Source organism: Ornithinimicrobium sp., assembly GCF_035267225.1.
GTDB lineage: Bacteria > Actinomycetota > Actinomycetes > Actinomycetales > Dermatophilaceae > Ornithinicoccus.
This window is the reverse complement of sequence record NZ_DATFMA010000045.1, coordinates 21,488-42,721: the sequence shown is the minus strand read 5'-3', so window position 1 is coordinate 42,721 and position 21,234 is coordinate 21,488. Positions and strand designations below refer to the sequence as shown.

Below are 21,234 nucleotides of genomic sequence, written 5' to 3'. Positions count from 1 at the left end.
CCATCGGAGTGGCCAGCATGGCGGAGTCGGGCGTCCTGACCGACGAGGCTGACACCCCGCTGGCCCCGGTCATCGCGTGGCACGACCGCCGCGACGAGGCCGAGCTCGAGTCGCTGACCGACCAGCTCGGGACCGAGTTCTGTTCTCGCACCGGCCTGCCTCTGTGGACCCAGTGGTCGTTGACCAAGCACCGGTGGCTGCGCAGCCACCACGAGCCCGCGACCCGCGCGACTCGGCGGTACCACGTCGCCGAATGGGTCGTGCGGGGGTGGGGTGGAGGGCGTGCGACCGAGCTCTCCCTGGCCTCGCGTACCGGCTGGCTGGACCTGCACACCCAGAGCCCGTGGACCGCGACGCTGGACTGGGCGGGCGCCGGCCCCTGGGCTCTCGCCGAGCTGACCCCGGCGGGTGCGCCGTGGGGCCGCGCGGAGACCTCGGGCGCGCTCGCGGGCGCCGACGGAGCGGTCCTGACCGTCGCCGGTCACGACCATCAGGTCGCCGCGGTCGGGCTGGGCTGCCACCGCCCCGGGGACGAGTTCGACTCCTGTGGCACCGCAGAGGCCATCCTGCGCACCGCCGAGCCGGGCCTGTCCGCCGAGGTCGTGCATGCTCTGGCCCGGGACGGCATCACGGTGGGGGCACACGCGGCCGCCGGGCGGTGGTGCCTGCTCGGAGCGACCCAGGGCGGCCGTGTCCTCGGCACTGTGATGGATCGGCTCGGGCTGGGCCGCGAGCAGATGGGGCAGCTCGACGAGCTGGCCGCGCAGGCGCCGGACCGCCCGGGCGCGGTGGTCTGCGGGCACGACGGATCGGAGGTGCACATCGACCCCGGCGCGAGCCCGGGCGAGGTGTGGCGAGCAGCGGTCCGGACCGTGACCGGCCAGGCCAAGGAGCTCAGCGACCGGATCAGCCAGGTCACGCAGCAGCCGCGCTCGCTCGTCCTGGCCGGTGGGTGGACCCACAGCGAGGCCCTCCTGCGCGCGAAGCGGGAGCAGGGTCCGCAGCTGAAGGTGCCGCAGGTCGGCGAAGCAGGCTGCCGTGGAGCAGCCGTCTTCGCCGGCGTCGCTGCCGGTGTCTACGACGACCTCGATGACGCACCCCCGCTGATGTCGACTGACCTGGCCCTGCCCCGTACATCTGGAGGAGACGCGCATGCCGCTCGCCATCACCGCTGACCTCGTGCAGCGAGCCCGAGAAGCCCACCGAGGTGTGGCGGCGTTCAACGTCATCACCCTGGAGCACGCCGAGGCGATCGTTCTCGGCGCCGAGCGGGCGAGTGCCGATGTCGTCCTGCAGATCAGCCAGAACGCCGTGCGGTTCCACGGCGGGCGACTGGAGCCCGTCGCGGCGGCGAGCCTGGCGGTGGCGGCCGGTGCCCAGGTGGACGTGTCGGTCCACCTGGACCACGTCGACGACGTCGAGCTGTTGCACCGCACTGCCGACTGCGGTCTCAGCTCGGTGATGTTCGACGCCTCGCATCTGGACTACCGCGACAACGTCGAGGCCACCCGCGCCGCCGCAGAGTGGGCGCACGCCCGGGGGCTGTTCATCGAGGCCGAGCTCGGCAAGGTGGGCGGCAAGGACGGGGCCCATGCCTCCGGCGTGCGCACCGACCCCGACGAGGCGGACGAGTTCGTCTCGCGCACGGGCGTCGACGCGCTGGCGGTCGCGGTGGGCAGCTCGCACGCGATGACCGACCGGAGCGCCGCGTTGGACATCGACCTCATCGCCACTCTCGCGGACCGGCTCGACGTGCCTCTGGTGCTGCACGGCTCCTCCGGCGTGCCGGACGCCGTTCTCGCCGAGGCCGTACGCGCAGGCATGGTGAAGATCAACATCGGCACCATCCTGAACACCGCCTTCACCGGAGCGGTGCGCGAGGTCCTCGGTGCCGACGAGGCGGTGGTCGACCCGCGCACGTACATCAAGCCGGGGCGCGAGCAGATGGCCCAGGTCGTGCAGCGCCTGGCGAGGATCGTGGGTGCCGTGTGATCATCACGGTGACGCTCAACCCGAGCCTGGACCTGACCTACGCCCTACGGGAGTCGGCCGTGGGGGAGGTCGACGTCCACCGGGCGCGCACGGCCACCCTCGAGGCCAGCGGAAAGGGGGTGAACGTCTCCCTCACCCTCCGACGGGCCGGGACGCCGACCGTCGCCGTGCTGCCGCTGGCCGGCCCGACGGGTCGGCATGTGAGTGACCTGCTCACGAAGGAGGAGGTCGAGCACGTCGTCGTCCCCCTCGAGGGCCAGACGCGTATCAACACCTCGGTGGTGGTGCCCGGGGGCCAGACCACCAAGGTGAACGGGCCGGGCCCGATGGTCGGCGCGGAGGAGCTGACGCTGCTGACCCGTCGCCTGCGGGAGGTCGTCGACGCGGTGGACCACGAGGGCGAGCACTGGGTCGCCCTGTGCGGCTCCTTCCCTCCGGGGGTCGAGGAGGGTCTGGTCACCGAGGTGGTCCGCACGGCGCGCGAGCGAGGACTGCGCTGTGCGGTCGACGTGGCAGGCCCACCGCTGGCGCAGGCCCTCACCGACGGTGCGGACCTGCTGGCCCCCAACGCCGAGGAGCTCGGTGCACTGGTGCCCGACGGGCTCGACCACCGCGACCCCGGCGCCGTGGTCTCCGCCGCGCACCACCTGGCCCGCGCCTCCGGCACCAGCTTCCTGGTCAGTCTCGGCGCCGAGGGCGCCTTGTACGCAGACGGCGCGGTCACGCTGCACGGCACCGGTCCGGCGTTGACACCGGTGAACACCGCGGGCGCCGGCGACGCCCTCCTGGCCGGCTGGCTGACGCAGCCGGGTGAGCCGACCGCTCGGCTGAGGCGTGCGCTGGCCTACGGTCGCTCGGCCTGCCTGTCACCCCTGACCGTCGACCGGACTCCCGGCCGGAACGCCGCGGACGGCCTCACGGTCGCGACCCTGAGCGCCTCCCCGAGACAGAGGAAGAACCGATGACCGACATCCGCCGAGTTCGCATCACCGGGCTGGAGACGATTGAGATCAGCAGCGAGGCTCCGGTCTCGGTGCAGGCGCACGAGGTGAGGGTGCGCACCGTCAATGTCGGGCTCTGCGGCTCCGACACGCACGCCCTCCACGGGCGCCACCCGCTCATCCCCATTCCCTACTACCCCGGCCACGAGGCCACTGGTGTGGTCATCGAGGTGGGCTCGCAGGTGAGCTCGGTCGCCGAGGGCGAGCGGGTCGTGGTGGAGCCCACGCTGCCGTGTGACGCCTGCAAGCAGTGCCGGCGGGGAACACCGAACCTGTGCGAGAACCTCGAGTTCTTCGGCTGTGGCTACCGCCAGGGCGGGATGGCCGACGAGTTCGTGGTCCGCGCCGACCGGTTGCACCGGATTCCGGACGACATGGACGACCTGAGCAGCGCCCTGGTGGAGCCGCTGGCCACCCCCGTGCACGCGGGTCGGATCGCCGGGCCCCTGCGCGACCGGGCGGTGGTCGTCCTGGGGGCGGGGACCATCGGTCTGCTCATGCTGGCCGTGGCCCGGTACCAGGGGGCCCGCCGGGTGGTGGTGACCGACCCCCTGGCGCTCAAGCGCGAGGCGGCACTGGCCCACGGAGCGGATGCGGCATTCGATGCCACGGCCGAGGATGTGGCCGAGCAGGTGCTGGGAGCCCTCGGCGAGAGTGCCGACGTGGTGTTCGACTGCGTCGCGGTGGAGCCGACCGTACGGCTGGCCATCCGTCTGGCCAGCAAGGGCGGCACTGTGGCGATCGTGGGCGTCCCCTCAGCCGACGTCTCGGTCCCGACGATCACCGTCCAAGACACCCAGGTTCGGCTCCAGGGGTCGGCCACCTACACTGCCGAGGACTACGACACCGCCTTCGAGATGCTCCGCGCGGGTGCGGTGAGAGCAGACGAGGTCGTGACCGCCCAGTTCCCGCTGGCCCAGGTCGAGGAGGCGTTCGCGGCGTTGGACTCCGGAGAGCACCTGAAGGTGGTGATGCGACCGTGAGCCAGCCATCCGGGCCGGAGGGTGAGCCTGAGCTGGCCCCGCTGCGGCACCGGTCGATCCTGGACTCCCTCGTTCAGCACGGTCAGGTCAACACCCAGCAGCTGGCGACCCGTTTCGGGGTGACCCACGAGACCGTGCGCAAGGATCTGATCTACCTGCAGGAGCGCGGTCTGCTGCGGCGCGTGCACGCGGGCGCGGTCGGCCCCGAGTCGGTGGCCCACGAGCCGTGGGTCAATGACCGCACCGACAACCTGCCGCAGAAGCGCCGGATCGCGGCGGCCGCGGCCGAGCTGGTACCCGCCTCGGGTGCCGTCCTGCTCGACTCGGGGTCGACCACCGCGGCCTTGGCGCACCAGATGCAGTCGTCCGGCTCGTTGCAGGTGATCACGAACTCCTTGCCGGTGGCGCTCACCTTGCTGCCGAAGGTCGGCTCGGTGACCACGTTGGGCGGCCGGGTGCGACCGGAGACCCAGGCCACGGCCGACGAGTGGGCACTGGCTCACCTGTCCGACATGCGGGTGGACGTGGCCTTCCTGGGGGCCAACGCTGCCTGTCTCGACCAAGGTCTGGCCACCCCCGACCGTGCCGAGGCGGCGGTGAAGGCCGCCTTCATCCGCACGGCGAGGCGCCGGGTCCTGCTCGCCGACCACAGCAAGTTCGAGCGCGAGTCGGTCTACTCGTTCGCCACGCTGACCGACATCGACGTCCTGGTCACCGACGCCCAGCTGAGTGCTCGCACGGCCGCGGCCATCGAGAGGACCCACCTGGTGGAGGTCATCCGCGCCTCAGCGTGACTCGTGCTGCTGTGACCGCAGCGGTCGCAGGGCGCGGGCCCAGCGCTCGGTCTGATCCAGCAGGGTCTTCACGTTGCGGGCCTGGAAGTCGCGCGGGTCCATCTGAGAGAAGTCCTGCATGTCGTCGAAGATCGACAGCGACACCTGGGCGCGCACGGTGGCGATCTGCAGCTCGCCCAGGACCGACTTGAGCTGCTCCACGGCACGCAGGCCGCCGGAGCTGCCGTAGGCCACGATGCCGGCTGCCTTGTCGTTCCACTCGGAGTACAGGAAGTCCAGGGCGTTCTTGAGCTGGCCGGGAATACCGCGGTTGTACTCCGGGGTCACGAAGACGAACCCGTCGAAGCCGTCGATGAGCTTCGACCAGGCGCGGGTGTGCTCCTGGCTGTACTGTCCGGCGGCTGCCGGCTGTGGCTCGTCGTAGTTGGGCAGGTTCTGCTCCGCGAGGTCGACCACCTCGTAGGACGCGTGCTCGCGCTCCGCCGTGAACTGGGACACCCAGTCGGCGACGGTCGGGCCGACGCGCTGGGGACGGCTCGAGGCGATGATGAGGGCCATCTTCAGCTCTGCGGTCATCCGGGGCTCCTTCGCTCGATGGGTGGTGTCCGCTAGCGACGGTTGGTGAACTGGACGGCGAAGTCGAGGTCGGCCTCGCGGACGAGATGCTGCACGGTCTGGAGATCATCGCGCGACTTGGAGGTGACGCGCACCTCGTCGCCCTGGATCTGGGTCTTCACCGACTTCGGCGCCTGGTCCCGGATGAGCTTGGTGACCTTCTTGGCCTGCTCGGTGCTGATCCCGTCCTTGACCGTGGCGTCGAGCCGGTGCTCCTTGCCCGACTGGTGTGGCTCGCCGTCGTGGGAGAGGTCCAGCGCCTTCAGGGACACGCCCCGCTTGACCAGCTTGGTCTGCAGCACGTCGAGCACGGCCAGGCACCGCTCCGGGGTGCTGGCCCTCATGTGCACCACCTCACCGGCCAGCTCGACGCCGGCGCCGACGTTGCGGAAGTCGTACCGCTGGCCGACCTCTCGGGCGGCCTGGTTCACGGCGTTGGCAAGCTCCTGCTTGTCCACCTTGCTGACGATGTCGAAGGATGAGTCGGCCATGTCTGTCCTTGGGGGTGTGGGGGTTCGCCGAGCGCACTTTGTGCCGGTTGTCGGCTGTTATCCTTTCATCCGTCCATCCGCGGCAGGTTGTCCGAGTGGCCAATGGAAGCGGACTGTAAATCCGCCGGCGTATGCCTACGCAGGTTCGAATCCTGCACCTGCCACCGTGAGATGCACCCGCTGGGGGTCATCGCTGCATCCCGGTCACACCCGTCCGTTCGGTCTCCGGCGTCGCCGTCCCGACCAGTCCCTGTCGAAAGGCCATCTCGCGGTAGACGCCCTCGTCGGCGATGAGCTCGGCGTGGGTGCCCTCGGCGACCAGCCGACCGTGCTCCAGCACCAGGATGCGGTCGAAGTCGCGCACCGTGGACAGTCGATGTGCGACGACGAGGACGGTGCGCCGCTGGGCCAGCTCGGCCAGAGTGGCCTGCAGCTGATGCTCGGTGCGGGAGTCCACCGAGGAGGTCGGTTCGTCCATCAGCAGGACCTCCCGCCCGGCCAGCATCGTGCGGGCCCAGGCCAGACGTTGACGCTGGCCCCCGGAGAGCTTGGTTCCGTGCTCACCCAGGTCCAGCGCCAGCCCGCCGGACTCGCGGTCGACGAGCTCGGCGAGACCGACCGAGGTCAGGGCGCGCACCAGCTCCGCCTCGCTCGCCTCCGGCGCGGCAAGCCGCAGGTTGTCGGCCAGGGTGCCGCTCAGCACCGGCGCGTCCTGCTCGATCAGGCCCAGACGGGCGCGCAGCTCACTGCGCGGCACAGTGTCCAACGGCGTGCCGGCCACCGTGATCTGTCCTGACGTCGGCTCGTAGAACCGCTCGACCAAGGCCAGGGTGGTCGACTTGCCCGATCCCGACGGGCCGACCAAGGCGATCCGGGCCCCTCGGGGCACCGCGAACGACACGTCGTCCAGCACCGTCGGGCCCGATCCGGGCTGGTCACCCTCACCATGGGGGTCGGACCGGGGGTAGTGGAAGCTCACCCCCTTGAACTCGATGACAGGCGTGCGATCGGCCGGCATCGGCGCGGCATCGAGGGCGGACTCGTCCGCCGTCTCGGCCTCCCATCGCACGACCTCCTGGATCCGGTCGAGCGCCGCCAGGCCCGTCTGGATCTGCACGAAGGCCCCGACGGCGGAGCCGATCGGCATGATCAGCAGGAACAGGTACAGGATGAACGCCATCAGGTCGCCGAGCTGCATCGAGCCGTTCGCCACCCGCACGCCGCCGACGGCGAGAACGACGAGGAAGGCGGCCTGGAGGCTGATGGTCACCACCGGCTGGATGACGGCCGACAGCATCGCCAGCCTCAGCCCCGCCCGGTAGGCGGCCGTCGCGTCGGCGTCGATGAGCGCGGCCTCCCGCTCCTCCGCCACCGCGGCCTTGATGGTCCGGATCCCCGAGAGTGCCCGTTCCACCGAGGAGGACATGGCGCCCACCGCGGTCTGAGCCTCCTTGCTCGCGACCCGCACCCGACGCGCAAGCAGGAACACCGCGAGCACCCCGGTGAGGACCGTGGCCAAGGTGACCGCGAAGAGCAACGGGTCGATCAGGACCATCAGCACGACCGCTGCGATGAACATCAGGGTCGAGGAGACGACCTCGAACAGTCCCGAGGTCACCACGGAGCGCAACAGGGTGGTGTCGGAGCCGACCCTCGAGAGCAGATCGCCCACACGCCGGGTGTCGAAGACCTTGACCGGCAGGGACAGCAGGCTGCCGACCAGCCGGCGACGGACCCCCAGCACCACCCTCTCGGCGGTCGACTCCAGGTAGTAGGTCTGCAGCCCGCTGAACAGCGCCTGGGCCAGGGTCACCCCGATGAGCAAGGCGAGGAAGCCGCCGACCGCTTCGCCTGCGCCGACCGAGTTCACCAGCCGCTGCAGCATGAGGGGCTGGACGACCGCGAAGAAGGTGGCGCATATCGACAGGACGGCCACCACGGCAAGCGCGACCCGATGCTCACGCAGGTAGGGCCACATCTCGCGGAGCTGTGCGCGGGGCAGGCCGAGCGGCGGGGTCTGGTCTCGCCCCTGCTCGCCCATCGTCCCCCAAGGTAACCTGCGCCCCTCCGCTGCGGCGCGGCATGCTGCGTTCGCATAGTTTTGCGCTATGTTGCATATATTCGCAACCGATCGTCGAAGGACCAAGCATGACCACCACCCAGACGGACCACGACGTCCTCTACTCTGACCAGATGACTGCTACCGCCACCTCTGCGGCCCCGACCCCCAGCAACCAGACCTTCATCGACCTGGAGCACGAGGTCGCGGCCCACAACTACAGCCCGCTGCCGGTCGTCGTGGGCGAGGCCGAGGGGATCTGGGTCACCGACGTCGAGGGGAACCGCTACCTGGACGCTCTGTCCGGCTACTCGGCGCTGAACTTCGGACACCGCCACCCCGACCTGGTCGCGGCCGCCAAGGCGCAGCTCGACCGCTCCACGCTCACCAGCCGCGCCTTCCACAACGACCAGCTGGGTCCGTTCTGCCGCGACCTGGCCGACCTGGTCGGCAAGGAGACGATCCTGCCGATGAACACCGGGGCGGAGGCGGTGGAGACCGCCCTGAAGATCGCGCGCAAGTGGGGGTACATGGTCAAGGGCGTGGCCGCCGGTCAGGCCAAGATCATCGTCATGGCGGGCAACTTCCACGGCCGCACCACGACCATCGTGAGCTTCTCGGACGACGACGAGGCCCGGGAGCACTACGGCCCGTACACCCCCGGCTTCCAGACGGTGCCCTACGGCGACCTGGCGGCCGTCGAAGCGGCCGTCGACGACGACACCGTCGCGGTGCTGGTCGAGCCCATCCAGGGGGAGCAGGGGGTGCAGATCCCCAAGGAGGGGTTCCTGCCCGGTCTGCGAGAGCTGTGCACGCAGCGGAACGTGCTGATGATCGCCGACGAGATCCAGTCCGGTCTGGGGCGCACGGGCACCACCCTGGCGTGCGCCTACGAGGAGGTCGAGGCCGATCTCTACACCCTGGGCAAGGCCTTGGGCGGGGGCATCGTCCCGGTCTCGGCCGTTGCGGCGGACCGTGCGGTGATGGACGTCATCACCCCGGGCACCCACGGCTCGACGTTCGGCGGCAACCCGCTCGCGGCCGCCGTCGGGCACGCCGTGGTCAAGATGCTCGCCACAGGGGAGTACCAGGCCCACGCCACCGAGCTCGAGGCGGTCTTCCGGGAGCAGCTGGAGGCGCTCATCGGGCACGGCGTCGAGGCGGTCCGCGTCCGTGGCCTGTGGGCCGGTGTCGACATCGACCCCGAGCTGATGACGGGCAAGGCCGTCTGCAAGGCGTTGGCCAAGAAGGGGGTGCTGGCCAAGGACACCCACGGCTCGACGATCCGGCTCGCGCCACCGCTGGTGATCACCGCCGAGGAGCTGGCCATCATCACCGACACCCTGGCCGAGGTCATCGCCGACGCGCGAGACGAGAGCTGAGCGCGTGGCGAAGGACGGCTTGCCACAGGTGCGCTGGCTGGATCTGCCCGACCACCGGGCGTGGCTGGCCCAGCAGCTGCGCCGCCAGCTGAGCTTCGGGCAGCACTTCCCGCACCCGGACGGTGGAGCGGCCTACCTGGACTCCCGCGGACGACCGGATCCCGACCAGCCGGTGTTCACGTTCGTCACCGCACGGATGGCGCATGTGTACAGCCTCGGACACCTGGCCGGGGTGCCCGGCTGCCTGCCCCTGGCCACCCGGGCGATCGACGGTCTCCGGGGGCGGCTGCACGACGCGGAGCACGGCGGATGGTTCGCCTCGGCCGGCCCGGGAGACGCCGTCGACGACACCAAGCTCGGCTACGCGCACGCGTTCGTCGTCTTCGCCTCCGCCAGCGCGAGGGTGGCCGGGGTGCCCGGTGCCGACGACCTGCTGGCCGAGGCGCTGGCCACGCTGGACGAGCGGTTCTGGGAGGACGGCCCCGGCATGCACGCCGACTCCAGCAACCGCGACTTCTCCGAGCTCGCGGAATATCGGGGCGTCAACGCCAACATGCACTCCGTCGAGGCGCTGCTCTCGGCGGCGGACGTCACGGGCGAGGTGCGGTGGCGTGAGCGGGCGGCGCGCATCACCGGCAACGTGCTCGGGTGGGCCGAGGAGCAGGACTGGCGCATCCCGGAGCACTTCGACACCGACTGGCAGCCGATGCTGGAGCACCACCGGGACCAGCCCGACCATCCGTTCGAGCCCTACGGCGCCACCGTCGGGCATGCGCTGGAGTGGGCTCGCCTGGCCCTGCACGTGCACGCCTGCCTGGGGGAGCGGGCCGACGATGCCCTCGTCAGCGGGGCCCGGGCGCTCTTCGACCGAGCCACCGCCGACGGGTGGGGCGCGGACGGGGCGGACGGGTTCGTCTACACCACGGACTGGTCCGGCGAGCCCGTGGTGCAGCAACGGATGCACTGGGTGGCGGCGGAGGCGATCTCAGCGGCGGCGGCACTCGGCGCTGCGACCGGCGACGCGATGTACGAGCAGTGGTACCGGTGCTGGTGGGACTACGCGCAGGAGCACCTCATCGGTGAGGACGGCTCCTGGCAGCACGAGCTGGATGCCGGCAATGAGCCGGCGGCGACGGTCTGGCCGGGCCGGCCCGACCTGTACCACAGTGGGCACGCCGTCTTGCTCGGTCGTCTTCCGCTGTCCCCCACGGCGCCGACGGCGCTGGCACGGGGCCTGCTGCGCTGAGAGCGCTCGAGGGCGCTCTCACGCGGCCTCAGCCGCGGTGAGCGTGCGCGCGTCATGGGCCAGCAGGGCCGCCACACCGGCCACGGTGAGCACGACCGGGGTCACGATGAGGCTGACGAAGGTCCAGAGCGAGGCCAGGCCGAGAGCGAACAGGATGTTCAGCGGTGCCTGCACGCCGAGAGCCAGCGCCATGGTGCGCCGGGGGCGGTGGGCGGTGCCGACCAGCCACCACGCCAGCAGACCGAAGACCACGCCGTAGAACAGCCCGACCTGCACTCCGCCCCGCGCGGTGACCAGCATGAAGTCGGTCACCCCGTCGAAGGCGGCGTCCTGCCGCGCCATCCTGGGGCCGAACATCAGCGCCGTGACGACGCCGTTCAGCGCGCCACCGAGGAGGCCGTAGACGGAGCCACGGACCAGCCACCTCGACTTCGGCAGGGGGGGCGCCGGCGTGCTCACCGGCTCATCGTAGGGGCGCTGCCGCTCACGGGGTCCAGTGTGGCTCGACGAGCATCGAGGAGTTCAGCCACTCCTGTGGCACGCCCATGCCTTCGACCAGGGCCAGAGCGTCGGGTCGCAGCGAGCGGCACAGCTCGTTGATCGCTGCCGTCACGGCCTTGGAACGGGTGGCGGAGAGCCGGTTGTGCTGCTGGAACCAGGCCGAGTCGGCTTCGATGCTGCTCAGTGCGTAGAGGTCGGCCAACCTGGTCAGTCGGTCCTGAGCGACCGGGTCGACGCAGTCCTCGATGCCCTGCACGAACGCCTCCAGCACGACCCGGTCCATGTGCACCCGGGCGGCCAACAGCACGTGGTCCTGCGCGTAGTTGAACGCCTCGAACGAGTCGTCGGAGGACTTCGCTGACCGGCGCAGCCTGGTGGCGAGGGTCTCGAGCACGTGGCGCTCGCGGTCCTCGAACATCTCGACGTGCCAGCCGCGGTCGTGCAGGGGGTCCCCGCCGGAGCCGAGCCGGGTGGCCTCGACCAGCCGGTCGATCACCGGACGGGCGGCCGTCCGTTCGATGACGGCACCGCCGAAGGATCGGGCGGCGAACTGGAGCATCCCGAACATGTCGAGGTCGCCGAACATCTCCTTGTAGTGGGACAGCAGGCCCTTGGCCACGAGCTGCAGCAACACCGTGTTGTCGCCCTCGAACGTGGCGAACACGTCGGCGTCACGGCGGACGAGGGTCAACCCGTTCTCCGCCAGGTACCCCGCACCCCCGCAGGCCTCGCGGCATAGCTGAGCCGTGTCGTTGCCGAAGCGGGTACTGACCGCCTTCAGCCCAGCGGCGCGGGTCTCCAGCTCGCGCTGCGCCTCCTGGTCCGCGTTGTCCGCCGCGTGCAGCTCCTGCAGCCGGTCGACGATCTCGTTCTGGGCGAACATCAGCGCGTACGCCTCTGCGATCCGCGGCAGCAGCTTGCGCTGGTGCGCCAGGTAGTCGATGAGCAGTACCTGACCCTCGTGCCCCGGTGCGCTGAACTGGCGACGCTGGAGCGCATACCGTGTGGCGATCGACAGGGCCCTGCGACCGGCCACACCCCCTGCCCCGGCGATGCAGACCCGGCCCCGCACCAGAGTCCCCAGCATCGTGAAGAACCGCCGGTTCGGGTTCTCGATCTCGCTGACGTACTCACCGTCGCTGGTCACGCCGCCGTAGCGGTCCAGCAGCATGCGTCGTGGCACACGGACGTGGTCGAACATCAGGGTGCCGTTGTCCACCCCCGCCAGGCCACCCTTGGCCCCGTGGTCGCCCAGCATGACGCCCGGCAGCGTCCGTCCGGTCTCGTCCCGGAGGGGCACCAAGGTCGCGTGCACGCCGTGGTGCTGCTCGCCGACGACCAGCTGGCCGTAGACCACCCCCATGCGGGCATCGACGGCGGCTCCGCCGATGTAGGCCTTCATCGACGACGCCGTTGGGGAGTGCACCACGATCTCGTCGCCTGCCGGGTCGTAGGTCAGGGTGGTCTCCAGCGAGGAGACATCGCTGCCGTGTCCGATCTCGGTCATGGCGTAGCAGCCGGGCAGCTGCAGGGTCACGATGTCGCGCAGGTAGGTCTCGTGGTGCCACTGCGTGCCCAGACTGGCGACCGCGCCGCCGAAGAGGCCGAACTGCACGCCCGACTTGATGGTCACGGACAGGTCGCCGTGGGCACACATCTCGAAGTCGACCGCGGAGCGGCCCACGTCGTCGTGGCCGCCGTACGCCTGTGGGAAGCCGCTCGTCGTGAAGCCCCGCTCGGTGAGGGTGGCGAGGGTGGCGCGGGTCCAGTCGCGTGCCTGCGGCATCGTCAGCGCCGGGTCGCGCTGCATCAGCTCGACCGGCAGGGTCTGGCGGGCCCGCTCCCGGATATGACCCCACCGTCCGGCGGTGGCCTCCCGGAGCGCGTGGCCGAGGGGGCTGATCGATGTCGCAGCCGGGTTCGGCGGCTCCTGGGCTCGGGCGGGGTGCTCGACGGTGGTCATGACTTCTCCTTCGCGGCCGCGTCGTTCAGGCGCGCGGCGTCTGGCTGGGGGGACTGGAGGGCGGGACGCAGCATCTGGATGACCTCTGCGGTCACGGTGTCGGCGCTGGTGCCCGGCGGGCGGTGGGAGACCCACTGGTCGGTCGCAGCCCGCACGAACCCCGCGATGCCGTGCCCCCAGGTCACGGCCGGCGCCGGGTCGCGCCCGCAGCGGCGCAGGTGAGCGGCGAGGATCTCGGCCAGGCGGTCGCCGATGCGTCCGGTCAGGGTCCCGGCGGCGTCCACGCCAGGCGCTCCGGGATGGGTGGCTTGCAGGAGCGGGCGCGTCACCACGAAACGGTAGATGTCGGGGTCGCGCTGCACGAGCTCCAAATAGGCGCTGACCATGGCCCTGATCAGCTCGGTCACGTCGGCCGGCGCGCCGTCCGGGGCGTGCCCGGAGCGGTCCGCCACGGCGGAGAGCTCGGCGAGCACGCGAGCGTCGACCGCCTCCACGACGCCGAGGTAGACCCCGTTGCGGTCGCCGAAGTGCCGGTAGAGCACCGGTTTGCTGGTGCCGGCCTGGGCCGCGATCTCGTCCATTCCCACGCCGGGGCCGTGGATCCGGATGGCCCGGAGCGTGTGCTCGACGAGGTCGCGCCGGCGGGTGGCGCGATGCTCGGCCCAGCGGGCGTGGCGACCGTCGCGGGCGGGCGCTGCGGTGTCGGCCTGGGTCGTCATCTCTCGATAGTACCTAGTACTTCACGTACCTGCTACGGTCGGTATCGCATACGCCCCCGCCTCCCGAGATCAGGAGCTGTCCATGCCGCCTCCCAGCCACGACGACCACGCAGACCGTGCGGCTCCCCGGGTGCCGGTCATCGTGGGCGGCAACCGGATCCCCTTCGGCAAGGCGGGGGGTGCCTACGCCGCCGTGTCCAACCAGGACATGCTCACCTCGACACTGGACGGGCTGGTGGCCCGTTTCGGGCTGTCCTCGGAGCGTCTGGGCGAGGTAGCCGCCGGCGCGGTGCTCAAGCACGCGAAGGACTTCAACCTCACCCGGGAGGCGGTGCTGGGCTCGACCCTGCATCCCACGACACCGGCCTACGACCTGCAGCAGGCCTGCGGCACGGGGTTGGAGGCCGTCGTCCAGGTGGCGAACAAGATCGCGCTGGGGCAGATCGAGACCGGGGTCGCCGGCGGGGTGGACAGCGCCAGCGACGCCCCGATCGCGGTGAGCGACGGGTTGCGCGCCGCCCTGTTGACGGCCTCACGGGCCAAGACGCTCGGTCAGCGGGCCAAGGCCCTGGCCGCCGTGCGCCCCCGCGACCTGGCGCCGCAGACGCCCCGCAACGCCGAGCCCCGCACGGGTCTGTCGATGGGCGAGCACCAGGCCTTGACGACCCGTTCCTGGGCAGTCAGCCGCCAGGCCCAGGACGAGCTCGCTGCGGCCAGCCACCACCACCTGGCGCAGGCCTGGGAGTCCGGCTTCTTCGACGACCTGGCCACGCCCTACCTGCGCCTCACCCGAGACGAAGGGGTGAGGCCGGGTACCTCGGTGGACAAGCTCGGTGCGCTGAAACCGGTCTTCGGCCGCGGCGAGGGCGCGACGATGACCGCCGGCAACTCCACCCCGCTGTCCGACGGAGCGGCCCTGGTGCTGCTCGCCGAGGAACACTGGGCTCGTGAGCGGGGGCTGCCCGTGCTCGCCCGGTTCGTGGACGCAGAGGTGGCCGCCGTCGACTACGTCTCCGCAGACGAGGGCCTGCTCATGGCCCCGGCGTACGCGCTCTCGCGGTTGCTGGAGCGACACGGCCTCGCCCTGCAGGACTTCGCGGAGTACGAGATACACGAGGCCTTCGCCTCGACCGTGCTGGCCACGCTGGCCGCCTGGGAGAGCGAGGAGTTCTGCCGCGATCGGCTGGGCCGCTCCGCCGCCCTGGGGCCGATCGACCGAGACCGCCTCAACGTGCACGGGTCCTCCCTTGCCGCCGGGCATCCGTTCGCCGCTACCGGGGGGCGGATCGTGGCTACGCTGGCCAAGAGCCTGGCGCAGCGCGGACCCGGGTCCCGTGGGCTGGTGTCGGTGTGCGCGGCCGGTGGTCAGGGAGTCGTGGCGATCCTGGAGGCAGTGTGATGGCCGACCTGTACAGCCGGGTCACCGGTCATCCCGCGGGTGCTGCGCTGACCAAGCGCCTGGGCCTGCCGCAGCCGGCGACGTTGCGCCGGGGAAGGCGCTGGCCGGGTGAGGCGATCGCCCTGGGTGCCGTCGGCGGTGGGGACATCGCCGCCCGCACTCTGCACCTGCTCGGTCTGCCGGTGGTTCCGGCGGTGCACGATGCCGGGACCGAGGGCCCGAAGGACGGGGCCGGGTCGGCAGACAGCGTTCCCGCGTACGCCGAGCGGCTGGGGGCCCTGGTGCTGGATGCCACCATGGCTCGCACCATCGCCGACCTGGAGCAGGTGCGAGCGATGCTGCGGCCGGCGCTGAAGGCGCTCGGCCCCAGCGGCCGCGTCATCGTGGTCGGGGTGGCCCCGCACAAGTTCAGCGACGTCCAGGCCAGCGCCGTCGGCCAGGCCCTGGAGGGGATCACTCGCAGTGTCGGCAAGGAGATGCGCCACGGTGGGACGGCGAACCTGGTCCAGGTGGCCGACTCCACCGCGGAGGGAACGGCGTCGACGCTGGCCTTCCTGCTACAGGGCCGCTCGGCATACGTGAGTGGGCAGCCACTGCGGGTGGGCAACGACCGCCACGCCGAGCACCCGGCGCCTCGGCCCTTCGAGGGCCGCGTCGTCGTGGTGACCGGCGCCGCCCGGGGCATCGGCGCGGCCATCGCCGAGGTCTTCGCGCGGGACGGTGCCGAGGTGGTGACCGTGGACGTGCCTTCCGCCGGCGATGCGCTGGCGGGGGTGGCGAACCGGGTCAGCGGCATGGCGCTGCAGCTGGACATCACCAATCCGGACGCCGGGCAGGTGATCGCCCGCCACGTCGCCGAGCGCTTCGGGGACCGGAGCGAGGGCCAGGGGAGGATCCACGCGATCGTGCACAACGCGGGCATCACCCGCGACAAGCTGTTGGCGAACACGGACGCGACTCGCTGGGCCGGCGTGCTCGAGGTCAACCTCCAGGCGGCCCTGCGCATCAACGAGGCCCTGCTCGACCCGTGGTCGCCTGGCGGTCTGTCCGACGGCGGCCGGATCGTCAACGTGGCCTCGACGAGCGGCATCGCCGGCAACCGTGGTCAGGCGAACTACGCCGCCAGCAAGGCCGGGGTCATCGGCGCGACGCGCGCCCTCGCTCCGCACCTGCGCGACCGGCGCATCACCGTCAACGCGGTCGCTCCCGGTTTCATCGAGACCGAGATGACCGGCAAGATACCGGTCGCCACGAGGGAGTTCGCGCGCCGGTTCAACTCGATGCACCAGGCGGGAAAGCCGGTGGACGTCGCCGAGGCGATCGCCTACTTCGCCGACCCCGCCAGCTCGGCCGTCAACGGTCAGGTGCTGCGGGTCTGCGGCCAGTCCCAGATCGGTGCCTGACGTGGCGTCTTCCGGGCTGCCAGCACCGGTAGCCGACCCGCCCCCGGTCACCGAGCGACTCATCGAGCCCCCCGCGGTGGGTCCGCTGCTGGGGCGCGCCGTCGGGCGCGGGCTCACCGGTCTGACCCGTGGACGGTCCGCGACCCCGCTCTCGTCGCAGCGGGTGCTCCCGTCCCGGCGAGTGGAGGTGAGCGAGCAGACGGTCGACATCGAGCAGTGGGCGCAGTATGCCCGGGTGTGCGGGATGAGCGTCGGCACGGTCCTGCCCGGCACCTTCCTGCACGTGATGTCGTTCGGCGCCCAGATGTCGGTGATGGGGGCCCCCGACTTCCCCTTCCCCATGGTGGGCATGGTGCACATCCACAACGAGATGCAGATGCTGGCTCCGGTCGGCCCCCAGGACCGCCTCACCGTGAGCGCGTGGGCGGACTCGGTCCGCCCCCACCGCCACGGAGCCACCGTCGACCTGCACGCGTGCGCGCAGACCGGCTCGGACGTGGCGTGGTGGGGCCGCAGCACCTACCTGGTGCGCGGAGTCGCCCTCCGTGAGGGTGCCGTCGGGTCGGCGGAGGAGCCTGCCTCACCCGCGCGCCGGCTCGACGCCGAGGAGGAGGTGGATGTGGCGACCCTCGCGCCGTGGGCGCAGTGGTCGCTCCCCGCCGACGTCGGCCGCCGCTACGCCTCCGCCTCGGGCGACGTCAACCCGATCCACCTGCACCCGCTGGCCGCCAGAGCGCTCGGCTTCCCCCGGACCATCGTGCACGGGATGTGGACGCACGCCCGCGTGCTGGCGGCGCTGCAGGGCCGGCTCCCCGTGCGGCACGCGGTGGCGGTCAGCTTTCGCAAGCCGGTGCTGCTGCCCTCGACCGTGGCCTTCCGAGCACGCCGCACTGCTGAGGGGTACCGTTTCGCGGTCACCGGTCGTGACGGCGAGCGCAACCATCTCGTGGGGTCGGTGGCCGCGCTCGCCTGAGGTGCTCGTGCTCCCGCGGCGATTTCGTCGCCTCCGCGCCCGGCGTGTAATCTTGCACAGCGCTACGAGCCAGCGGGCATGAGCCCGAGCACGTGCACCCGCCCCCATAGCTCAGTCGGCAGAGCGTCTCCATGGTAAGGAGAAGGTCAACGGTTCGATTCCGTTTGGGGGCTCGCGGGACCCGGTGACGACGGCACTGCGGTCGCGCCCCGAGGCGGGGTAGCTCAGATGGTTAGAGCGCACGACTCATAATCGTGAGGTCGCGGGATCGATACCCGCCCCCGCTACAGCCAGCGGCCGGCAGTCACCGGGTCGCTGACGCACCACGCACCACCAGACAATCCGAGAGCAGGTTCATCCGTGGCTACCAAGAGCGGCGACGTTCGCCCCAAGATCACCCTTGCCTGCACGGAGTGCAAGGAGCGCAACTACATCACCAAGAAGAACCGCCGCAACAACCCCGACCGGTTGGAGATGGCGAAGTTCTGCTGGCGCTGCCGCACGCACACCGCGCACCGAGAGACCCGCTGAGGCCGACCCGTGCCTCCACCACGAAGGCCCCGACCGCAACGGTCGGGGCCTTCGGCGTGAGCGGACCCGGTTCCCCTAGGGTGAGGGCCTATGGCTGTGAACCCCGACTTCGCTGGACGCGAGTACCCGCCGACGGGGCCGTACTCGGTCTCCGCCACGAGTATCGCCGCCTTCGCCCAGGCGGTCGGCGCCGAGAACGTGCTCCACACCGATACCGATGCGGCCCACGACCAGGGCTACGCGGGCGTGGTGGCGCCGCCGACCTACGCCGTCGTCATCGCCCAGCAGTGCGAGGCCCAGTACGTCGCCGACCCCGAGGCGGGCATCGACTTCTCCCGGGTCGTCCACGGTGAGCAGCGGTTCGACCACCACAGTCCCATCGTGGCCGGTGACGAGCTGGTCGGCACGCTGCACGTCGATGCGTTGCGCCAGGTCGGAGGCAACAGCATGGTGACGACGCGCACCGAGCTGGCTCGCACCGGTGGTGAGCCGGTCAGCACCGTGACCTCGATGCTCGTCGTGCGGGGGGAGGAAGGGTGAGCCCCCGACTGGAGGACCTGAACGTCGGCCAGATCGTCGCCACCCGCACGGTGAGCGTGGACCGGGACCGCCTGCGCGAGTACGCCGAGGCCAGTGGCGACCGCAACCCGATCCACCTGGATGAGCAGGCGGCCCGCGCCGTGGGGCTACCCGGGGTGATCGCACACGGGATGTGGACCATGGGTGCGGCGGCGGACGTCGTCTCCACCTGGGCCGGCGACCCGAGCGCGGTGGTGGGCTACAGCACCCGGTTCACGGGCCCCGTGGTGGTGAGCGCCGAGTCCGGGGCGCAGGTGCAGATCCGGGCGACGGTGTCCTCGGTGGACGTGCCCGCAGGGAGGGTCACGCTCGACATCGCGGTCAGCAGCGCCGGAGTGGACGTCCTCCGTCGCGCACGGGCAGTCGTCCAGCTCCGACCGGCGACCCCGGACGGAGCATGACCAGGAACGCGACTCCTCGGCCGCCCGCGTCGTCGTCCGGACCGAGCTCGACCCCGACCGGACCGGCGCGCCCGCTGGCCGAGCTGACCACCATGGGCGTGGGTGGTGCGCCCCACGAGATGCACCAGGCCACCACGGAGCAGGAGGTCATCGAGGCCGTCGCCGATATCGACGCCCGCGGCGTGCCGCTGCTGGTCCTCGGTGGTGGGTCCAACCTGGTGGTGGCGGACGAAGGCTTCGACGGTGCCGTCGTGCAGGTGCTCTCCCGCGGTCTGCGGGTCGCCTCCGACGACTGTGGTGGGGTCATCGTGGAGGTCGCTGCGGGAGAGCCGTGGGACGACCTCGTCGCCCGCGCCGTCGCCGAGGAGTGGTCCGGAATCGAGGCCCTCTCCGGCATCCCGGGCAGCACGGGGGCAACGCCGGTGCAGAACGTGGGTGCTTACGGGCAGGAGGTCTCCCAGACCATCTGGAGCGTCCGCGTGTACGACCGACGCGACCGCGTGGTCCGCACGTTGGCCAACGCCGAGTGCGCCTTCGCCTACCGGCACAGCCTGCTCAAGGCGTCCCTGGCCGAGACGGCCGACCCGAGCCCGCGGTACGTCGTGCTCGGCGTGTCCTTCCAGCTGCGCGCTGCGCCGCTGTCCGCACCCATCCGGTACGCCGACCTCGCCCGAGGTCTCGGGGTCTCGGCGGGTGAGCGGGTGCCGTTGGCCCAGGCCCGCGCGGGCGTCCTGGCCCAGCGGGCCAGACGGGGGATGGTGCTCGACGCCGAGGACCACGACACGTGGTCCTGCGGTTCCTTCTTCACCAACCCGGTGCTCGATGAGAGCCAGATGGCCCGGCTACGGGAGCGAGCGGCAGCGGCCCTGGGCCCGGGGGGCCCCACTCCGCCGGAGTTCCCGGGTCACGACGGCATGACCAAGACCTCGGCGGCCTGGCTGATCGACCACGCCGGATTCCGCAAGGGCTTCGGCCTGCCGGGTCCGGCGGCCCTGTCGACCAAGCACACTCTGGCCCTGACCAACCGCGGCTCGGCCCGAGCCAGCGACATCGCCGCTTTGGCCCGTGCGGTCCGCGACGGAGTGCAGGACACCTTCTCGGTCGCGCTGGTCAACGAGCCCGTACTGGTAGGGCTGAACCTATGAGCCGGGTCGGGAACACCCCTGGGGCCTGCTTCGTCCTACCTACCATGAGAAGCCGCGCACGCCTCACCCCGTTGGCGCTGCTCGCGGCGACTGCGCTGGGGTTGGTGGGGTGCGGATCCGACTCCTCGAAGGCGACCCGGGATGTCGGGAAAGCCACCGCGGTCGCCGTGACGCCAGAGCCGGTCGGCGGAGTGGAAGAGCGCGCCGCCGACAGCAGCACCGAGACCATCCCCCGCGCCGGTCACGTCTGGACCACCGACGCGGACGGCCCCACCGAGACCGAGATCGCCCTGCGGCCTCGCACGCCACTGACCGCGGAGGGTGTGATCCGTCAGCTGGACGACGACCCTCCCGTGATCTGCTTCGGGCCCGTGGCCGAGGCATACCCACCGGAGTGCGACGGGCCACTCATCCTGGGCGTGGACTGGGAGGAGATGCCGAACGAGCACCAGGCCCAGAACGTGCGCTGGGGCGAGGCGCGGGTCGTCGGGACCTACGACGGCCAGGCCTTCACGCTCAACCGGCCGCCGATGCCACCCACGTTCCCGGTGGAGCCGGACGGAGGCATCGGTCTCGACCCGTACGCGCAGCTGTGCGCCGACCCCTACGTCGACGGTGGGGTGGCCTGGGACGGCGCGTCCGAGGAGGCGCAGGCGGCCCATCGCGAGGCGGCGCGCCTGCTCGAGGCCGAGTCCGGCTACGTCAGCTCCTACGTGAGCCAGGGCGAGTCGGTGCTGAACGTCCTGGTGGTGCCCGGGACTGACCTCGTCGCCCTACGGTCGGAACTGCGTGGGGTCTGGTCGGGCGGGCTGTGCCTCCAGAGCCGCTCGGCACCCCCGCGGGACGCCGTGTACAGCGCGATGGATGCGCTCGGCCGCGCCAGCCTGCCCGAGATCTTCTCCTGGTCGGCGGCGCCGGAGGGCGGGCTGAACGTCAACGTGCTGCTGGCCGACGACGACACGGTGAACGCCGTGCACCAGGTGGTCTCGGCGTACGTGGACCCAGGAGGAGTGCACATCAACGGCGCCCTGGTGCCCTTCGACGTCCGGGACTAGGA

Annotated in this window: 21 protein-coding genes and 3 tRNA genes; 18 read left to right on the top strand and 6 right to left on the bottom strand. The window is 71.3% G+C overall.

What is annotated here, in order from left to right; translation table 11 throughout:
• From VJ976_RS03000 to VJ976_RS02980, 5 genes are all read left to right on the top strand, one after another.
• Positions 1-1,175, top strand: a 1,175-nt coding sequence (locus VJ976_RS03000) for an FGGY-family carbohydrate kinase (protein WP_324098623.1), incomplete at its 5' end; no start/stop codon positions are given.
• A complete protein-coding gene (locus VJ976_RS02995) occupies positions 1,153-1,992 on the top strand; it encodes a class II fructose-bisphosphate aldolase (protein WP_324098622.1) in 840 nt (279 codons plus the stop codon). The genes VJ976_RS03000 and VJ976_RS02995, both read left to right, overlap by 23 nt.
• Positions 1,989-2,957: a 1-phosphofructokinase family hexose kinase gene (locus tag VJ976_RS02990; RefSeq protein WP_324098621.1), complete on the top strand. Its 969-nt coding sequence runs from the start codon at positions 1,989-1,991 to the stop codon at positions 2,955-2,957. The genes VJ976_RS02995 and VJ976_RS02990 overlap by 4 nt, the downstream gene beginning before the upstream one ends.
• Positions 2,954-3,976, top strand: a complete 1,023-nt coding sequence (locus VJ976_RS02985; RefSeq protein WP_324098620.1) for a zinc-dependent alcohol dehydrogenase — start codon at positions 2,954-2,956, stop codon at positions 3,974-3,976. Before VJ976_RS02990 ends, VJ976_RS02985 begins: the two co-directional genes overlap by 4 nt.
• Positions 3,973-4,770, top strand: a complete 798-nt coding sequence (locus VJ976_RS02980; protein WP_324098619.1) for a DeoR/GlpR family DNA-binding transcription regulator — start codon at positions 3,973-3,975, stop codon at positions 4,768-4,770. Before VJ976_RS02985 ends, VJ976_RS02980 begins: the two co-directional genes overlap by 4 nt.
• Here VJ976_RS02980 and VJ976_RS02975 read toward each other — a convergent pair.
• Both VJ976_RS02975 and VJ976_RS02970 read right to left on the bottom strand, forming a co-directional pair.
• The gene (locus VJ976_RS02975; RefSeq protein WP_324098618.1) at positions 4,762-5,346 is read right to left on the bottom strand and encodes an NAD(P)H-dependent oxidoreductase; all 585 of its coding nucleotides are present in this window, start codon (positions 5,344-5,346) and stop codon (positions 4,762-4,764) included. The genes VJ976_RS02980 and VJ976_RS02975 overlap by 9 nt on opposite strands.
• Before the next feature lie 32 nt (positions 5,347-5,378).
• Entirely contained in the window at positions 5,379-5,876 is a 498-nt protein-coding gene (locus VJ976_RS02970; RefSeq protein ID WP_324098617.1) for a YajQ family cyclic di-GMP-binding protein, read from the bottom strand.
• 81 nt (positions 5,877-5,957) lie between these two features.
• Between VJ976_RS02970 and VJ976_RS02965 the strand changes: the two genes are divergently transcribed.
• Positions 5,958-6,040 (top strand) — tRNA-Tyr (locus tag VJ976_RS02965).
• A 23-nt stretch (positions 6,041-6,063) separates the two neighbouring features.
• Here the strand turns inward: VJ976_RS02965 and VJ976_RS02960 are convergent.
• Positions 6,064-7,917: an ABC transporter ATP-binding protein gene (locus VJ976_RS02960; RefSeq protein WP_324098616.1), complete on the bottom strand. Its 1,854-nt coding sequence runs from the start codon at positions 7,915-7,917 to the stop codon at positions 6,064-6,066.
• Between the two features lie 152 nt (positions 7,918-8,069).
• Here VJ976_RS02960 and rocD point away from each other — a divergent pair, with 152 nt between their 5' ends.
• Positions 8,070-9,317: an ornithine--oxo-acid transaminase gene (gene rocD, locus VJ976_RS02955; RefSeq protein ID WP_414693560.1), complete on the top strand. Its 1,248-nt coding sequence runs from the start codon at positions 8,070-8,072 to the stop codon at positions 9,315-9,317.
• Between the two features lie 4 nt (positions 9,318-9,321).
• A complete protein-coding gene (locus VJ976_RS02950) occupies positions 9,322-10,563 on the top strand; it encodes an AGE family epimerase/isomerase (RefSeq protein WP_324098614.1) in 1,242 nt (413 codons plus the stop codon).
• A gap of 18 nt (positions 10,564-10,581) precedes the next feature.
• Here the strand turns inward: VJ976_RS02950 and VJ976_RS02945 are convergent, their stop codons facing one another.
• The 3 genes from VJ976_RS02945 to VJ976_RS02935 are packed head-to-tail and all read right to left on the bottom strand — an operon-like array spanning position 10,582 to position 13,746.
• Complete coding sequence (locus VJ976_RS02945) at positions 10,582-11,022, bottom strand: hypothetical protein (RefSeq protein WP_324098613.1); 441 nt, start codon at positions 11,020-11,022, stop codon at positions 10,582-10,584.
• A gap of 25 nt (positions 11,023-11,047) precedes the next feature.
• Positions 11,048-13,027 carry an acyl-CoA dehydrogenase gene (locus VJ976_RS02940; RefSeq protein ID WP_324098612.1) on the bottom strand — a complete coding sequence of 660 codons (1,980 nt, stop codon included), beginning with the start codon at positions 13,025-13,027 and terminating at the stop codon, positions 11,048-11,050.
• Complete coding sequence (locus tag VJ976_RS02935) at positions 13,024-13,746, bottom strand: TetR/AcrR family transcriptional regulator (RefSeq protein ID WP_324098611.1); 723 nt, start codon at positions 13,744-13,746, stop codon at positions 13,024-13,026. The genes VJ976_RS02940 and VJ976_RS02935 overlap by 4 nt, the downstream gene beginning before the upstream one ends.
• Positions 13,747-13,828: 82 nt before the next feature.
• On the opposite strand from VJ976_RS02935, the gene VJ976_RS02930 reads away from it, so the two are divergent.
• The 10 genes from VJ976_RS02930 (at position 13,829) to VJ976_RS02885 (ending at position 21,232) form a co-directional block, all read left to right on the top strand.
• On the top strand, positions 13,829-15,145 hold the full coding sequence (locus VJ976_RS02930) for an acetyl-CoA C-acetyltransferase (protein WP_324098610.1): 1,317 nt from the start codon (positions 13,829-13,831) through the stop codon (positions 15,143-15,145).
• Positions 15,145-16,548, top strand: a complete 1,404-nt coding sequence (locus VJ976_RS02925; RefSeq protein WP_324098609.1) for a 3-oxoacyl-ACP reductase — start codon at positions 15,145-15,147, stop codon at positions 16,546-16,548. Before VJ976_RS02930 ends, VJ976_RS02925 begins: the two co-directional genes overlap by 1 nt.
• Positions 16,541-17,521 (top strand): MaoC/PaaZ C-terminal domain-containing protein, encoded by a 981-nt coding sequence (locus VJ976_RS02920; RefSeq protein WP_324098608.1) that lies wholly within the window; start codon positions 16,541-16,543, stop codon positions 17,519-17,521. Before VJ976_RS02925 ends, VJ976_RS02920 begins: the two co-directional genes overlap by 8 nt.
• Positions 17,522-17,621: 100 nt before the next feature.
• Positions 17,622-17,694: transfer RNA gene (locus VJ976_RS02915), tRNA-Thr, on the top strand.
• Positions 17,695-17,734: 40 nt separating this feature from the next.
• Positions 17,735-17,808: transfer RNA gene (locus tag VJ976_RS02910), tRNA-Met, on the top strand.
• 73 nt (positions 17,809-17,881) lie between these two features.
• Positions 17,882-18,052 carry a 50S ribosomal protein L33 gene (gene rpmG / locus VJ976_RS02905; RefSeq protein WP_324098607.1) on the top strand — a complete coding sequence of 57 codons (171 nt, stop codon included), beginning with the start codon at positions 17,882-17,884 and terminating at the stop codon, positions 18,050-18,052.
• Positions 18,053-18,142: 90 nt separating this feature from the next.
• Complete coding sequence (locus VJ976_RS02900) at positions 18,143-18,592, top strand: FAS1-like dehydratase domain-containing protein (RefSeq protein ID WP_324098606.1); 450 nt, start codon at positions 18,143-18,145, stop codon at positions 18,590-18,592.
• Positions 18,589-19,032, top strand: coding sequence for a MaoC/PaaZ C-terminal domain-containing protein (locus VJ976_RS02895; protein ID WP_324098605.1), 444 nt, complete (start codon positions 18,589-18,591; stop codon positions 19,030-19,032). Before VJ976_RS02900 ends, VJ976_RS02895 begins: the two co-directional genes overlap by 4 nt.
• Positions 19,029-20,177 carry a UDP-N-acetylmuramate dehydrogenase gene (locus VJ976_RS02890; RefSeq protein ID WP_324098604.1) on the top strand — a complete coding sequence of 383 codons (1,149 nt, stop codon included), beginning with the start codon at positions 19,029-19,031 and terminating at the stop codon, positions 20,175-20,177. The genes VJ976_RS02895 and VJ976_RS02890 overlap by 4 nt, the downstream gene beginning before the upstream one ends.
• 44 nt (positions 20,178-20,221) lie before the next feature.
• Entirely contained in the window at positions 20,222-21,232 is a 1,011-nt protein-coding gene (locus VJ976_RS02885) for a hypothetical protein (protein WP_324098603.1), read from the top strand.
• The last annotated feature ends 2 nt before the right edge of the window (positions 21,233-21,234 follow it).